Raw genomic sequence first — 13,945 nt, 5'->3', positions numbered from 1 at the left:
CACTAAATATAACAAATTGAACTGAAAGGGACGAGTGAAATGATTTATCCATATAAAGAACATACACCAAACATTGCACCTTCCGCCTTTATTGCAGATTACGTTACTATTACAGGCGATGTAACGATCGGAGAAGAAACGAGCATTTGGTTCAACACCGTCATTCGTGGAGATGTTGCACCAACGATCATCGGCAATCGTGTGAACATTCAAGACAATTCTGTCCTGCATCAAAGTCCAAACAATCCGCTCATCATTGAAGATGATGTTACCGTTGGTCATCAAGTCATTTTACATAGCGCAATCGTGCGAAAAGGCGCCCTTGTTGGTATGGGGTCGATCGTTTTGGATGGCGCCGAAATTGGTGAAGGTGCTTTTATCGGTGCAGGTAGCCTCGTTCCACAAGGAAAGAAAATACCGCCACGCACCCTTGCGTTCGGACGCCCAGCAAAAGTAATCCGGCCATTAACAGAAGAAGACGAGCGCGAAATGGCTCGCATTCGCCGTGAGTACGTAGAAAAAGGACAATATTACAAGACGCTTCAAGCTAGCAAGCCACGCAGCAAATAAGCGTGGTATTTTTACATTGTTTTATTATTTACTTAACACACGTATTTTATCATAAAGTTAGGGGGAATGGCTTATGTTGCAAAAGTGGTACGATTGGGAATGTAAATTATTTTACAGCATTAATCGTTATTTCGACCACAAATGGTTGAATATATACTTTCGTTCCATTACACATGTCGGGGGAGCAACCTTTTCAATTACAGCCGTCTTGTTAGCCATTTGGCTGCTGCAGGATGAATGGCGAGATGCCGCCATAGCGAGTGCTGCTGCATTAGCTTTTAGTCATATCCCTGTGGCAGTCATGAAAAAAATGTACCCACGTAAACGACCTTATATTTCCCTTCGCCATACGCGAGTAACAAAAAATCCATTAACCGATCATTCATTTCCTTCTGGACATACAACAGCCGCGTTTTCTGTCATCGTTCCGTTTTTACTATACGCTCCAGCGCTTGCTGTTTGTCTTTTACCTATTGCCGTTAGCGTTGCCGTGTCGCGCATTTACTTAGGGCTTCATTACCCTTCTGATGTGCTTGCCGGTTGTATGCTCGGTACGCTATTTGGTATTGCTTCATTTTCCGCTATTTTGTGAACAGGAGCGAAAACAAATGGGGAAAGCCGCTCGCGAATATGCCCAGACGAAAGACTGGGAAAACATATTCAGCGAACTTCTTTCCCACTACGAGCAAGTCATTCACACGCGTCACTCTCGTTACGCATGAGAGCGGATAGCAACGTGTTCTTTGAAGAAATCATACTTCTCCTCTACGTATACGGCATGCCAAATCATGAACATAAGCACCGTCCATAATTTCCGACTATAATCAGCTCTTCCTGTCGCATGCTCATCAAGCAACTGTAAAAGAACATGCTTATGGAATACGTCATCCGTTTCACTTTGTTGAATCGTCGTTTTTGCCCAATCGTACAATTCATCTTTTAACCAATGGCGAATCGGAACAGGGAAACCGAGTTTTTTACGGTATAATACGTGATCTGGTACAAGTCCTTCTGCCACTTTTCGCAATATATACTTCGTCGTCCCATTCTTCGTTTTCAAATGAGCAGGAATATGCTTAGCAACATCGAACACTTCTTTATCTAAAAATGGGACGCGCAATTCGAGGGAATGAGCCATCGTCATTTTGTCAGCCTTTAATAAAATGTCACCGCATAACCATGTATGCAAATCGACATATTGCATTTGTTCGACCGGATGATACAAAGACGTTTCATCGTACAAATGTTTCGTGATGCTCGTATATGCCCAATGACTCTTATATTCTTTCAATATAAGAGCTTTTTCTTTCTCCTCAAACATTTTCGCATTGCCAATATATCGGTCGCGTAATGGCGTCGTACCACGCTCAATAAAGCTCTTTCCTTTCATCCCTTCTGGAAGAAGACGGGCGAGTACGCGCAATATGTGCTTCATCGGCTTCGGAAGATAGGTAAAGAAACGTAACGAATGTGGTTCACGGTAAATATTGTATCCCCCAAACAGTTCATCTGCCCCTTCACCTGATAATACGACGGTAACGCGCTTTCTTGCTTCACGAGCAACAAAATAAAGAGGCACAGCTGCTGGGTCAGCGAGAGGATCATCCATGTGCCACATAATGTGCGGCAGATGTTGTACATATTCTTCCGGGGAAACTATATAGCTATAATGTCGAACATTTAGCTTTTCAGCTGTTTCCTTTGCTACGTCAATCTCACTAAATCCTTCATGAGCAAACCCGACTGAAAACGTCTCAAGATGAGGATGAAATTGTTTCGCCACGGCGACAACGAGCGAAGAATCGATTCCCCCAGATAAGAAAGAGCCGACTGGTACATCGCTGCGCATATGCACTTCAACAGACTTCATAAGAGCGTTTCGAATATCGGCAATCCACTTTTCTTCCGATTGATTTGTCGGCGTGAACGATGGAGTAAAATAGCGAACAAATGTCGGTTGTTCGCCGATTTTTTTTACCATGTAATGACCTGGCTTTAGCTTATAAACACCTGTCGTCATCGTCAACGGCTCTGGAACATATTGAAACGTTAAATAATGGTGAAGTGCTTCTTTGTTAATATCCCCGTCTATTGCTAACAAAAGGCTTTTCTTTTCCGAAGCAACGAGGAAACGATCATCTTGGGCAGCATAAAAAAATGGCTTAATTCCGAACGGATCGCGCGCAGAAAATACCGTTTTTTCTTCTTTATCCCAAATAACAAAAGCGAACATACCGCGCAATTGTTGCACACATGCCTCTTTTTTTTCAGCGTATAACGCTAGTATCACTTCCGTATCTGAGTGCGTCGCAAACGTATATTTCTGCTCGAGCTGTGCACGCAGTTCAATATAGTTGTAAATTTCTCCATTGAAAATGATCCAGTATCGGTCGTTTTCGTATGAGAGCGGCTGATGGCCTGCTTCTAAATCAATAATGCTTAAACGTCGAAATGCGAAATGTACATGCTCATCAAAAAAATATCCTTCATCGTCTGGTCCGCGGTGAGTAATGATATCATTCATTTGTTGGAACGTCTTTTTCCATTCATCACATGCTTGCTTCGGTCGATCATAAATGCAACCAACGAATCCACACATTATGCCACCCCACTTTTTTAGCAAAGAAAGAGAGTTACATGATGCAACCCTCTTTCTCTTGCTTACTTCGCTAACTGTAACGCTTGTTGTTTTAATGCTTCCGCTTTATCTGTACGCTCCCAAGGAAGATCAATGTCCGTGCGACCGAAGTGACCATAAGCTGCTGTTTGCTTATAAATCGGGCGACGGAGATCGAGCATTTTAATAATGCCTGCTGGGCGAAGATCAAAGTTATTGCGAACAACTTCGATTAAAATATCTTCAGATACTTTACCTGTTCCGAACGTATCAATCGAAATAGATACAGGCTTCGCAACACCGATCGCGTACGCTAGCTGCACTTCACATTTATCCGCAAGACCTGCTGCAACGATGTTTTTCGCTACGTAGCGAGCGGCATATGCTGCCGAACGGTCCACTTTTGTTGGATCCTTTCCTGAGAATGCTCCACCGCCGTGACGAGCATAACCGCCGTACGTATCAACGATAATTTTACGTCCTGTCAAACCTGCATCGCCTTGTGGACCACCAATTACGAAGCGACCTGTTGGGTTGATGAAGTATTTTGTGTTTTCGTCGATCAATTCTACTGGAACGACAGGCTTAATGACATGCTCCTTAATATTGCGCACAATTTGATCTTGTGTAATTTCTGGATGATGTTGTGTAGAAACAACGATCGTATCGATGCGCACAGGCTTACCGTTTTCATCGTACTCGACCGTTACTTGCGTCTTTCCGTCCGGACGTAAGTAAGGTAAAATGTCTTCTTTACGCACTTCTGATAAACGGCGCGCAAGTTTATGGGCGAGCGAAATTGGAAGCGGCATAAGCTCTTTCGTTTCGTTGCACGCGAAGCCAAACATTAATCCTTGGTCCCCTGCACCGATCGCTTCAATTTCTTCGTCTGTCATTTGTCCTTCACGCGCTTCTAACGCTTTGTCAACACCCATCGCAATGTCTGGTGATTGCTCATCAATTGACGTTAATACGGCGCACGTATCTGCATCAAAACCGTATTTCGCACGGGTATAGCCAATTTCACGAATCGTGTCGCGAACAATTTTCGGAATATCTACATATGTAGATGTCGTAATTTCTCCGCTCACTAAAACAAGTCCTGTCGTTACGCTCGTCTCGCATGCAACACGCGCGTTTGGATCATTTGCTAAAATCGCGTCTAAAACCGCATCGGAAATTTGGTCGCAAATTTTATCCGGATGCCCTTCCGTTACAGATTCAGATGTAAACAGACGACGTTTAGGCATTTAAACATTCCTCCTCAGTATAATGGCAAATGATACGGTACTCATCCCTCTTATTATGGTCTATCGTGAAAAAAACCTTTCCCTCAGAGGAAAGGTTTTTGCATTTGTCTGCGCCTTTCACTCTTATCGTTCAAGGGCGTCCCCTTGCCACAGGTTAGCACCTTTTCACGCATGTGACGGTTGCTGGGTTTCATCGGGCCTGTCCCCCTCCACCAACTCGGGATAAGAGTATCCGTTCATTTCAGCATCATATCATATCTGTATGAAACGAGTCAATGTTTTTTATGCCACAATGATCTTGAAAATAAATTCAAGAAAAATACACGAATTAGTATGGATTATTTATTAAAATGTGTTATACTTTTTTACATGAAGAATAAATCAAACAAAGGTAGGTTTTGTCCAATGAATTCCATTGAACTGACAAACAAATTATCAACACTCTTGCAAAGGGATGGGGTTTTTCATAACTTATCTGTACCACGATTAGTAGAAAAAGTGTTAACTCGTCAAGAAGGCATTCTCACTTCATCCGGTGCTGTTTGCGCAACGACCGGAAAATATACAGGCCGTTCCCCAAAAGATAAATATATCGTTGAAGAATTATCTGTTAAACATAAAATTGACTGGGGAACAGTTAATCAGCCAATTTCTGAAGAAGTGTTTGATCGTCTTTACAATAAAGTCGTTGATTATTTAATGACAAAAAAAGAAGTGTTCGTATTTAACGGTTTTGCGGGTGCCGATCCAGCTTATCGTTTACCTATTCAAGTAGTGAATGAGTTTGCTTGGCATAATTTATTCGCTCATCAATTATTCATTCGTCCAACAGCAGAGGAACTAAAAACGCACGAGCCGCAATTTACAATCATTTCTGCTCCAACGTTTAAAGCTGATCCAGCTGTAGACGGCACACGTTCAGAAACGTTTATTATCATCTCATTTGAACGTCGCACAGTGCTCATTGGTGGAACAGAGTATGCTGGCGAAATGAAAAAATCTATTTTCTCTGTAATGAACTTTTTATTACCAGAACAAGGAATTTTCCCGATGCACTGCTCAGCAAACGTAGGGCAAGAAGGAGATGTCGCACTCTTTTTCGGTTTATCCGGCACAGGAAAAACGACTCTTTCTGCCGATCCAAGCCGTCGCTTAATCGGCGATGATGAGCACGGGTGGTCGAACAACGGCGTCTTTAATATCGAGGGCGGTTGCTATGCAAAATGCATCAATTTATCGCGCGAAAAAGAGCCTCAAATTTTCGATGCCATTCGCTTCGGCTCTGTATTAGAAAACGTCATCATCGATCCAGACACGCGCATACCAAACTACGATGATGCGACACTTACCGAAAATACGCGCGCTGCGTATCCGCTCGAAGCGATGGACAATATTGTTCAACCGAGCGTGGCGGGTCATCCACATACAATCGTCTTTTTAACAGCAGATGCGTTCGGTGTATTGCCACCAATTAGCAAACTAACGAAAGAACAAGCGATGTACCATTTTTTAAGCGGCTACACGAGCAAACTCGCTGGTACGGAACGCGGAGTAACATCGCCTGAAGCAACGTTTTCTACATGCTTTGGCTCACCGTTTTTACCGCTTCCTGCAACGCGTTACGCGGAGATGCTCGGGCAAAAAATCGATGCCCATGGCGTTCAAGTATTTTTAGTAAACACAGGTTGGACCGGTGGTGGATACGGGGTTGGCGAGCGAATGAAGCTATCTTATACGCGCGCCATGGTGAAAGCAGCGTTAGAAGGAGAATTAAACAACGTCGAAACCGTTCAAGACCCAATTTTCGGTTTGCATATTCCTCTCCATGTCCCAGGTGTCCCTGATGAAGTGTTGCAGCCAAAGAGCACATGGGAAGACAAGGAAGCATACGAACAAAAAGCTAAACAACTCGCGGCTAAATTCCGCGAAAACTTTAAAAAATTTACGAATGTTGATCCGCGTATTGAACAACTCGGTGGACCAATTGCATAACAAAAAAAGCTGCCTATTCATCGGCAGCTTTTTCATTTTTGTCATCTCGCACAAACGACAAAGATAAAACCGGGATTTGTGACAAAAAAAGAAACGTTGTATCACAACCAAACGAAAACGAAAAAGAAAAATGAAATGACTTTCAATGATACATATCCCCTATAATAAGACATAAGGGGGGGGATTTATGGTGCATATGTCAGATGCGCTTATTTCACCTGCGGTAGGAATAGCGATGTGGGGGCTACCGCGGGAATAGCAAGCTATTCATTAAAAAAGTTAAACATCGAAGCGGATGAAAAAAAGCTACTTCTTATGGGGGTGCTCGGAGCATTTGTATTTGCGGCGCAAATGATTAACTTTGCATCCCGGGTACAGGGTCAAGTGGACATTTAGACGACGGATTGCTGCTTGCAGCGTTGCTCGATCCGTATGCAGCGTTTTTAACTTTGGCAGTCATTTTGTTTATTCAAGCACTCTTTTTTTCAGAAGGGGAAAAACGTCTCGTCACTTTCGCTACTATCCTTGCGATGAAACCGAACATATTGCTCATGGACGAACCAACAGCTGCGTTAGATCCAAAAGCACGACGGGCGCTTATTCAACTCGTTCGATCATTACCTCACACAAGAGTCGTTACAACACATGATCTTGACTTTGTGCTTGAATGTTGTGAACGAACAATTGTACTCGCTGATGGAACGATCGTATATGACGGTCAAACAGAAGCAATATTAACGAACGAACCGTTTTTACACGAACACCATTTGAAACTCCCCCTCATGTTACAATGAAAAAATAAGGCGTGGCGTATTTTGCCACGTCTCTCAACATATAAGAAAAGCGCCGGCACGCGACGCTTTATTTTTGCTTAGCTATTTTTTTTATAGTGATATCTTCTTCTTTCCCTTTATCCGAAATGTCATCTATATTTAATCCGTTTCCAAGCGTTCCGTACACGTGCCCCCCGCGTGGTTCGATCAGCTCCGTTTGTTCATGATAAAGCCGTGGCGTCTTCCATAGCGCAATTAACGCTTTTGTCATCGGCATTTCATGATAACGATCCGGCCATAGTTGTTTAATATATTGCTTCACTAACGGATAATATTTTGAGCTCATCGCTGGAAATAAGTGATGTTCTGTATGATGGGAAAAGTTAAAATGTAACACATCTACCCACTTCGGAACGATAACTGTTAAACTGTTCGCTAACGGATCGTTGACCGGAACGAGCGGATTTAAACGATGGTTCGTTGAAATGTATCCCATAACAATCGCATTGCCAATTAGCAAAGGAAGAACAAACGCGAATATCCATTTCTCAATGCCAATCGCAAAAAGCAAACCAATCCATACCGACCATGGCAATACAAACTGCCAAAATACAGCACGACGACTTCCGCGCTCAAACTCCTTCCAAAAATGAAGAAGCATATGAAGCGAATGAACGGTAAACATCCCTGCTAATGACAAAAACGAGAAAAACGCACGAATAGGAAACGGAATACGATAAATCCAACGGAGAAAACGACTTTGAGCTAAACGTTTGATCGTCGGCCATGCATCAGGATCGAGCTCCTCATGCTGTGTATGCACATGGTGTGTGGCGTTATGCCACTTTCTCCACAGCTTCGGTCCTGTACAAAGCGGCAAAAAGGCAATCCCTCCTAACAAATCACGAAGCCATGCCCGTTTGACAACTGTCCCGTGCAAAATTTCATGCCCTAGAAAACCTAAACCCGCAAAACAAAAACCGATAACGATAGAAAGCAATCCGTTCCACGCCCAATGAAGATCAAGTAGAGAAATCGTCATAATGCTACTGACTAAAACGAACATGTAAGCAAGCCCACCAAACAATCGAGACGGAACAGGACGAAATGCTTCTTCGGGCAAATACGGAGCAATACGAGCTGCATACCACCCGAATGAATGAAATTGTTTCATGTAATAAAAAACTCCCCTCATACGTAAAAACTTCACTTAAAAGAAACGAATATTGATACATTTCTCTTTTAAGCTTACTGCCATCGTATCATTTACATTCTCGTCCTGTCAACAAAATTTATTACCTGATCATATGATTTATTTTTACTATTTGGTATAAACATATACGATGTAGTTGTACATTCATAATAAATATGTTTCAATGAAGGTAAAAGCGCACAGTATGGGGTGAAATACATGGGCATGCCATTAGAAGTACAAACGATGATTGTCACAAACGGAAAGGAAAAACGGATCGAGCATAACTTATTTATTTTGGAGAAGGAAGGGTATCGCTTATATCCAATGGATGTTCCTTTAGAAGTAAGACGGACAAAGCACGGAGAAGTGACAGGACAAGCTGTCGTCAAAAAACTCGTTCTTGAAAACGGGACAACGATCGTTACATATGAATTAATCGCCTTGCATTCGATTAACTAAACCGTCGAGCTATGTATGCTCGACGGTTTTCTTTTTAGGGAATTCACACATTTTCGTTAGGCGCATACGATAAAGCAAACGAAAGGAAAGAGGGGAAATGCATGCGAAAATGGGGATTTTTGTTCATTATTTTCATGTTCTTACTTACAGCTTGCTCATCAAATGATGTAAAAACGTTGCGCGTTGCAGAGGTAACCCGCTCCATTTTTTATGCACCACAATATGTTGCCATTGAAAAAGGTTTTTTTGCTGAAGAAGGGATTCATATTGAGCTAAATACAACGTGGGGCGGTGATAAAACGATGACGACCCTTTTATCGAACGGAGCAGATATTGGGCTCGTCGGTTCGGAAACGTCCATTTACGTATATAGCCAAGGTGCTGTTGATCCGGCCATCAACTTTGCCCAGTTGACACAAACAGACGGAACATTTTTAGTTTCACGCGAACCGATTGCAAACTTCACATGGGATCAATTGAAAGGAAGTACATTTTTAGGACAGAGAAAAGGCGGCATGCCACAAATGGTTGGAGAGTATGTGCTCAAACAGCACGGAATTGATCCGCATAAAGACTTAAACCTTATTCAAAATATTGAATTTGCGAATATTGCTAATGCGTTCGCGAGCGGAACAGGCGATTTCGTACAGCTATTTGAACCGACTGCTAGCATATTTGAACAAGAAGGAATAGGATATATTGTCGCCTCATTTGGAACAGAGTCTGGCCATCTCCCATACACAACATTTATGGCGAAACAAAGCTTCATTGAAAAAAATAAAGATGTGATTGATAAATTCACACGAGCTCTTTATAAAGCTCAACAATGGGTGCAAACACATGACGCCAAAGAGATTGCAACAGTCATTCAACCGTACTTTGAAAATACGGATGTCGCGCTCATTGAAAAAGTCGTCGATCGCTATAAAAAACAAGGCTCATACGCTACAGATCCGATTTTAGATGAGGAAGAGTGGAACCATCTGCAAAACATCATGAAAGATGCAAATGAATTACCGTCGTACGTCGATCACTCTATTTTAGTCAATACATCGTTTGCCGAAAATGCGAAAAAGAGGTGAACATAATGCCCATTTTAACGGTTGATCAAGTGATGCACGCCTACGTCACGAATCAGTCCGCCGTATTGGCTCTTGATCATTTGTCGCTAAATGTCGAGAGGGGAGAATTTCTCTCCTTTCTTGGCCCGAGCGGCTGCGGAAAAACGACGCTCCTTTCCATCATTGCTGGATTGATTGAACCGACAAAAGGACGAGTGTTGATTGAAGGAAAAGAAATATACACCATGCGTCAAACGATCGGATATATGCTACAACATGACTATTTGTTCCCTTGGAAAACGATCAAACAAAACGTCACACTCGGATTAAAGCTAACTGGAAAATATAGTGAGAAAACAGAAAAACAAACACTCGCTCTTTTACACCAAATCGGGTTGCGTGACGTCGACGACCGCTATCCGAATGAATTATCTGGGGGGATGCGCCAGCGCGCCGCACTCGTACGAACACTCGCAACCGATCCGAAAATATTATTGCTCGATGAGCCATTCTCAGCGCTTGATTATCAAACAAAACTGAAGCTTGAAGACCTCGTATGGGAGACGTTAAAACAATATCGAAAAACTGCCCTTCTCGTCACGCACGATATTGGCGAAGCTATTGCGATGAGCGATCGCATCGTTTTATTTACCGCAAGGCCGGGAAAAATTCAAAAAATCGTTACCGTTCCAGATTCATTAAAAGCATGCACACCGTTTCAAGCTCGCCAACATCCAGATTTTCCACCGCTCTTTCAAATGATTTGGAAGGAGTTAGAGAACATTGAACAAACATGAATGGTTACAACGCATATATGATCAACATCTATCACATGAAAAACGAGAAAAACGAATCGTCCGTCTTTTTCAAATAATGATTATGGTTTTATTTTTTAGCTTATGGGAAATAGCGAGCCGCTTCCGCTGGATCGATCCTCTCTTGTTCAGCTCGCCATCCTCAGTTTGGCATTTGTTAATTACCAAACTACGCGATCATACGTTGCTTGCGCATACAACAGTAACATTGACAGAAACTGTACTCGGCTTTATCGTTGGTACAATTATCGGTGTTTGTTTCGCTACGATGCTTTGGTGGTTTCCGCGTGTATCAAAAATCGTTGATCCGTATTTAGTCATTTTAAACGCGATGCCAAAAGTGGCGCTTGGGCCAATTTTAATTGTCGCACTCGGACCGAATATGACATCAATTGTAGCTATGGGAGCGATCATTTCGATCATCATTACAACCATTGTCGTCTATACATCGTTTAAAGAAGTCGATGCAAATTATATAAAAGTGCTCCAAACATTCGGCGCAACGAAGCGACAATGGTTCATAGAAGCTATTTTACCCGCTTCATTTCCTACAATCATTTCAACGTTAAAAGTAAACGTCGGTTTATCTTGGGTCGGTGTTATTGTTGGTGAATTCCTCGTCTCTAAACAAGGACTCGGTTATATGATTATTTACGGGTTCCAGGTGTTTAACTTCACACTCGTTTTATTAAGTTTACTTATGATTGCTTTACTTTCGAGCATCATGTATCAACTTGTAAGTTGGCTTGAAAAGAAATTAGTGAAGGGCGCATAACCCCACACGTCAAAAAGCGGTGGGGTTTTACAACATTCCCCGCCGCTGTAACTCTTGTTTTGTATACGTCCATACGCCATCTTTCATAATAAAACTAAATCGTTCATCTTTTGCTATATCATCTGGTATATACTCAATGAGCACAGGACCATTTGTTTCAAAATACGACTCCCTTTGTTCCAAAGATTTAACATAGGCAAAGTAAATATTTTTTACAATCATTTCATTCGGGCGGTTTACTTCGTACTGTCCAACGTACGTCACTTTTTGAACGATGCCGCCAGTTTCTTCCCTTACTTCACGAATAGCTGCCTCTTCTGCCGTCTCTCCCTCTTCTACTTTGCCACCCGGAAACTCCAACCCACGTACTGCGTGATTTGTCAATAACCAATGGTTACCGTAACGACAAATGACAAAAACATGTTTTGGACGTCGTGAAAAAGGATGGTCAGAAAATGACAGTCGAACATCATATCCATAATAATCTTGAAATATAATCATCGCCGTCTACCCTCAACTGCATGTTTTCTTCATTGTACCATACAGAACAATTGGCGACAGCTTTCAATGTTCAATGATCCCCATCGTTTCAATTTGTTGTTTGGCTTCTTCATCCCCAAGCTCATAAATAAGTCCATACACTTTTTTCATCGCGTGATCATAACCGTCATTCGGGCGGTCATAATGATATTGTACATATGGCACATGCGCACGCCAAAATGATTGCCAATCCGACGAATACATCTCATCAAAATATTCACGCAACTGAATAATTTGTTCGTCCGTCGCTTCAATGCGAAAATCCCACGGTGAAGCCGTTTTTACTTGCGAAATTTCACCGCGCGCCACCGAAATATAGTACGTCTTTTTCATCGCCCCACCTCTTTTCCGTTCGTTTACGGTTAGTGTGAGTCGGTATTCTTTTTTTATACAAAAAAAGGCGGTAAATCCGCCTTATCCGAGAAAAGATTTTAACATCCAAATATGTTTTTCTAAGCTTTGATGAATGCCTAAAAGCATATCGCCTGTTGTTTCATCTCCAATTTCTCCGGCGTAGTCCATGCCAGCTTTCAATTCTTCAGTCATCGTCTCAAAATCGCGAACAATTTCCGCTACCATTTCTTCCGCTGTTTCATTTCCTTTTGCTTCATGTACAGAAGCTACCGCTAAATAATCTTTCATCGTCGCTAACGGTTTTCCACCTAATGCTAATAAACGTTCTGCTAACTCATCAATATGTAGTGCCGCTTCATTGTACAACTCTTCAAATTTTGTATGCAACGTAAAAAACTGCGGCCCTTTCACATACCAATGGTAGTTGTGTAATTTTACATATAACACGTTCCAGTTTGCAATTTGTTTGTTGACAATGTCAATTAATTTTTCTTTCATCCTTGTTCCCTCCTCGATTATAAACTTTCCCCTTTTTCATTATAACAAACAAAAAATTTTTTGGAAAACGATACGTTTTTGCATGAACAATGTAGAGAGACATGTAACCATTGTATTGGTAGTTACCGCTTCGAAAGCATAGCTGATAAATTGCCAACTGAAAAAATAAAGGCTCAGACGTATAGCGCGCCTGAACCTTTATTTTTTAACCGAACACCTTTTTCAATTCTTCCTTTGGCTGTGATAGCCAATAGCGCATCAATCGCTTCGCTCCTTCTAAATCATGCAGCTTTGCTTGACCGCACTCTTTTTCTGTTGCGGCTGGTACTTCTGTCACGGTTAACGCCTCATTCATCGTCGCTTCTAACAAATCAATAATTTCTTCGACTGTTGGCGTACCGCTAACTACTAAATAGTAGCCCGTTTGACATCCCATTGGGGAAATGTCGATAATATCAAAATGGTCATACTTCTCGGCATGCTTGCGAATATGTACCGCAAGCAAATGCTCGAGCGTATGAATAGCTGCTGGCTGCATCGCCTCTTTATTCGGCTGACAAAAACGAATATCAAATTTATTCACAACACCGTCGCTACCGACTTGATGAACGCCGCAATGGCGAACGTACGGTGCTTTAACCGCACAATGATCCAGTTCAAAGCTTTCTACTGAAGGCATATTTCTCACCTCTTTTTCAATTGTCACGTTTTTATCATACACAAAAGTCCAACTTTTTTCATCTTTTTTTATTGGAATTGCTTCAAACAACTATGTTACAATAAACAAAAATAGGGGTAGGTGTATCTCATGAAATACATATTTATTTTGCTCGTTCGTTTTTACCAACGTTTCATTTCCCCTCTGAAACCGCCAACATGCCGCTTCTACCCGACTTGTTCACACTACGGATTAGAAGCGATTCGCCGCTTCGGTGCTTTAAAAGGTGGCTATTTAACGATCAAACGCCTTTTAAAATGTCATCCGTTTCACCCTGGAGGGTTTGATCCTGTCCCTGAGAAAGAGCAAAAATAGTTGTTCTTTCTCT

The 13,945-nt window shown here is 42.0% G+C and carries 17 protein-coding genes, 1 pseudogene and 1 riboswitch; of the genes and pseudogenes, 11 read left to right on the top strand and 7 right to left on the bottom strand.

Annotated features, from left to right (window positions below; all coding sequences use genetic code 11):
• Positions 1-39 precede the first annotated feature (39 nt).
• The 3 genes from BM213_RS01650 to BM213_RS15130 all read left to right on the top strand — a co-directional run bounded on the left by BM213_RS01650 (position 40) and on the right by BM213_RS15130 (position 1,292).
• Entirely contained in the window at positions 40-570 is a 531-nt protein-coding gene (locus BM213_RS01650; protein ID WP_091700237.1) for a gamma carbonic anhydrase, read from the top strand.
• A 73-nt stretch (positions 571-643) separates the two neighbouring features.
• Positions 644-1,162 (top strand): phosphatase PAP2 family protein, encoded by a 519-nt coding sequence (locus BM213_RS01645; protein ID WP_091700235.1) that lies wholly within the window; start codon positions 644-646, stop codon positions 1,160-1,162.
• Positions 1,163-1,178: 16 nt separating this feature from the next.
• On the top strand, positions 1,179-1,292 hold the full coding sequence (locus tag BM213_RS15130; RefSeq protein ID WP_143091163.1) for a glycosyltransferase family 1 protein: 114 nt from the start codon (positions 1,179-1,181) through the stop codon (positions 1,290-1,292).
• Here BM213_RS15130 and asnB read toward each other — a convergent pair.
• Entirely contained in the window at positions 1,283-3,169 is a 1,887-nt protein-coding gene (gene asnB / locus BM213_RS01640; protein ID WP_091700233.1) for an asparagine synthase (glutamine-hydrolyzing), read from the bottom strand. The genes BM213_RS15130 and asnB overlap by 10 nt on opposite strands.
• Positions 3,170-3,231: 62 nt before the next feature.
• The gene (metK, locus tag BM213_RS01635) at positions 3,232-4,437 is read right to left on the bottom strand and encodes a methionine adenosyltransferase (RefSeq protein ID WP_091700231.1); all 1,206 of its coding nucleotides are present in this window, start codon (positions 4,435-4,437) and stop codon (positions 3,232-3,234) included.
• Positions 4,438-4,557: 120 nt separating this feature from the next.
• Positions 4,558-4,666: riboswitch (SAM riboswitch) on the bottom strand.
• 176 nt (positions 4,667-4,842) lie between these two features.
• On the opposite strand from metK, the gene pckA reads away from it, so the two are divergent.
• The 3 genes and pseudogenes from pckA to BM213_RS14765 all read left to right on the top strand — a co-directional run bounded on the left by pckA (position 4,843) and on the right by BM213_RS14765 (position 7,223).
• A complete protein-coding gene (gene pckA, locus BM213_RS01630) occupies positions 4,843-6,429 on the top strand; it encodes a phosphoenolpyruvate carboxykinase (ATP) (protein ID WP_091700229.1) in 1,587 nt (528 codons plus the stop codon).
• A 190-nt stretch (positions 6,430-6,619) separates the two neighbouring features.
• A pseudogene (locus tag BM213_RS15195) lies at positions 6,620-6,923 on the top strand (energy-coupling factor ABC transporter permease); the annotation flags it as partial.
• A gap of 36 nt (positions 6,924-6,959) precedes the next feature.
• Positions 6,960-7,223: an ATP-binding cassette domain-containing protein gene (locus tag BM213_RS14765; RefSeq protein WP_341864898.1), complete on the top strand. Its 264-nt coding sequence runs from the start codon at positions 6,960-6,962 to the stop codon at positions 7,221-7,223.
• Positions 7,224-7,290: 67 nt separating this feature from the next.
• On the opposite strand, the gene desB is transcribed toward BM213_RS14765, so the two are convergent.
• Positions 7,291-8,376, bottom strand: a complete 1,086-nt coding sequence (desB, locus tag BM213_RS01620) for a Delta(10) desaturase DesB (RefSeq protein ID WP_091700227.1) — start codon at positions 8,374-8,376, stop codon at positions 7,291-7,293.
• Positions 8,377-8,613: 237 nt separating this feature from the next.
• Between desB and BM213_RS01615 the strand changes: the two genes are divergently transcribed.
• The 4 genes from BM213_RS01615 to BM213_RS01600 all read left to right on the top strand — a co-directional run bounded on the left by BM213_RS01615 (position 8,614) and on the right by BM213_RS01600 (position 11,507).
• Positions 8,614-8,856 (top strand): DUF2584 domain-containing protein, encoded by a 243-nt coding sequence (locus tag BM213_RS01615; RefSeq protein WP_091700225.1) that lies wholly within the window; start codon positions 8,614-8,616, stop codon positions 8,854-8,856.
• Between the two features lie 101 nt (positions 8,857-8,957).
• Positions 8,958-9,938 (top strand): ABC transporter substrate-binding protein, encoded by a 981-nt coding sequence (locus BM213_RS01610; RefSeq protein ID WP_091700223.1) that lies wholly within the window; start codon positions 8,958-8,960, stop codon positions 9,936-9,938.
• A gap of 5 nt (positions 9,939-9,943) precedes the next feature.
• Positions 9,944-10,714, top strand: coding sequence for an ABC transporter ATP-binding protein (locus BM213_RS01605; protein WP_091700221.1), 771 nt, complete (start codon positions 9,944-9,946; stop codon positions 10,712-10,714).
• Complete coding sequence (locus BM213_RS01600; protein ID WP_091700218.1) at positions 10,701-11,507, top strand: ABC transporter permease; 807 nt, start codon at positions 10,701-10,703, stop codon at positions 11,505-11,507. Before BM213_RS01605 ends, BM213_RS01600 begins: the two co-directional genes overlap by 14 nt.
• A 27-nt stretch (positions 11,508-11,534) precedes the next feature.
• Here BM213_RS01600 and ytkD read toward each other — a convergent pair whose 3' ends face one another.
• The 4 genes from ytkD to BM213_RS01580 form a co-directional block, all read right to left on the bottom strand.
• A complete protein-coding gene (gene ytkD, locus BM213_RS01595; RefSeq protein WP_091700216.1) occupies positions 11,535-12,008 on the bottom strand; it encodes an RNA deprotection pyrophosphohydrolase in 474 nt (157 codons plus the stop codon).
• A 63-nt stretch (positions 12,009-12,071) separates the two neighbouring features.
• Positions 12,072-12,380, bottom strand: a complete 309-nt coding sequence (locus BM213_RS01590) for a hypothetical protein (RefSeq protein WP_003397765.1) — start codon at positions 12,378-12,380, stop codon at positions 12,072-12,074.
• A gap of 81 nt (positions 12,381-12,461) precedes the next feature.
• Entirely contained in the window at positions 12,462-12,899 is a 438-nt protein-coding gene (locus BM213_RS01585; RefSeq protein ID WP_091700214.1) for a Dps family protein, read from the bottom strand.
• 205 nt (positions 12,900-13,104) lie between these two features.
• Complete coding sequence (locus tag BM213_RS01580) at positions 13,105-13,578, bottom strand: S-ribosylhomocysteine lyase (RefSeq protein WP_003397762.1); 474 nt, start codon at positions 13,576-13,578, stop codon at positions 13,105-13,107.
• Between the two features lie 129 nt (positions 13,579-13,707).
• Here BM213_RS01580 and yidD point away from each other — a divergent pair, with 129 nt between their 5' ends.
• Positions 13,708-13,932, top strand: coding sequence for a membrane protein insertion efficiency factor YidD (yidD, locus tag BM213_RS01575; protein WP_091700212.1), 225 nt, complete (start codon positions 13,708-13,710; stop codon positions 13,930-13,932).
• Positions 13,933-13,945: the final 13 nt, after the last annotated feature.

The sequence above is a fragment of the Anoxybacillus pushchinoensis genome, from assembly GCF_900111795.1.
GTDB lineage: Bacteria > Bacillota > Bacilli > Bacillales > Anoxybacillaceae > Anoxybacillus > Anoxybacillus pushchinoensis.
Note: the sequence above shows the minus strand (reverse complement) of the source record. Positions and strands in the feature narration are given on the sequence as shown.

Bases quoted from the DNA above. Each gene is read 5' to 3' on its own strand.
- BM213_RS01650 (WP_091700237.1), top strand. From the start codon at position 40: ATGATTTATCCATATAAAGAACATACACCAAACATTGCACCTTCCGCC.
- BM213_RS01645 (WP_091700235.1), top strand. From the start codon at position 644: ATGTTGCAAAAGTGGTACGATTGGGAATGTAAATTATTTTACAGCATT.
- BM213_RS15130 (WP_143091163.1), top strand. From the start codon at position 1,179: ATGGGGAAAGCCGCTCGCGAATATGCCCAGACGAAAGACTGGGAAAAC.
- asnB (WP_091700233.1), bottom strand. From the start codon at position 3,169: ATGTGTGGATTCGTTGGTTGCATTTATGATCGACCGAAGCAAGCATGT.
- metK (WP_091700231.1), bottom strand. From the start codon at position 4,437: ATGCCTAAACGTCGTCTGTTTACATCTGAATCTGTAACGGAAGGGCAT.
- pckA (WP_091700229.1), top strand. From the start codon at position 4,843: ATGAATTCCATTGAACTGACAAACAAATTATCAACACTCTTGCAAAGG.
- BM213_RS14765 (WP_341864898.1), top strand. From the start codon at position 6,960: ATGAAACCGAACATATTGCTCATGGACGAACCAACAGCTGCGTTAGAT.
- desB (WP_091700227.1), bottom strand. From the start codon at position 8,376: ATGAAACAATTTCATTCATTCGGGTGGTATGCAGCTCGTATTGCTCCG.
- BM213_RS01615 (WP_091700225.1), top strand. From the start codon at position 8,614: ATGGGCATGCCATTAGAAGTACAAACGATGATTGTCACAAACGGAAAG.
- BM213_RS01610 (WP_091700223.1), top strand. From the start codon at position 8,958: ATGCGAAAATGGGGATTTTTGTTCATTATTTTCATGTTCTTACTTACA.
- BM213_RS01605 (WP_091700221.1), top strand. From the start codon at position 9,944: ATGCCCATTTTAACGGTTGATCAAGTGATGCACGCCTACGTCACGAAT.
- ytkD (WP_091700216.1), bottom strand. From the start codon at position 12,008: ATGATTATATTTCAAGATTATTATGGATATGATGTTCGACTGTCATTT.
- BM213_RS01590 (WP_003397765.1), bottom strand. From the start codon at position 12,380: ATGAAAAAGACGTACTATATTTCGGTGGCGCGCGGTGAAATTTCGCAA.
- BM213_RS01585 (WP_091700214.1), bottom strand. From the start codon at position 12,899: ATGAAAGAAAAATTAATTGACATTGTCAACAAACAAATTGCAAACTGG.
- BM213_RS01580 (WP_003397762.1), bottom strand. From the start codon at position 13,578: ATGCCTTCAGTAGAAAGCTTTGAACTGGATCATTGTGCGGTTAAAGCA.
- yidD (WP_091700212.1), top strand. From the start codon at position 13,708: ATGAAATACATATTTATTTTGCTCGTTCGTTTTTACCAACGTTTCATT.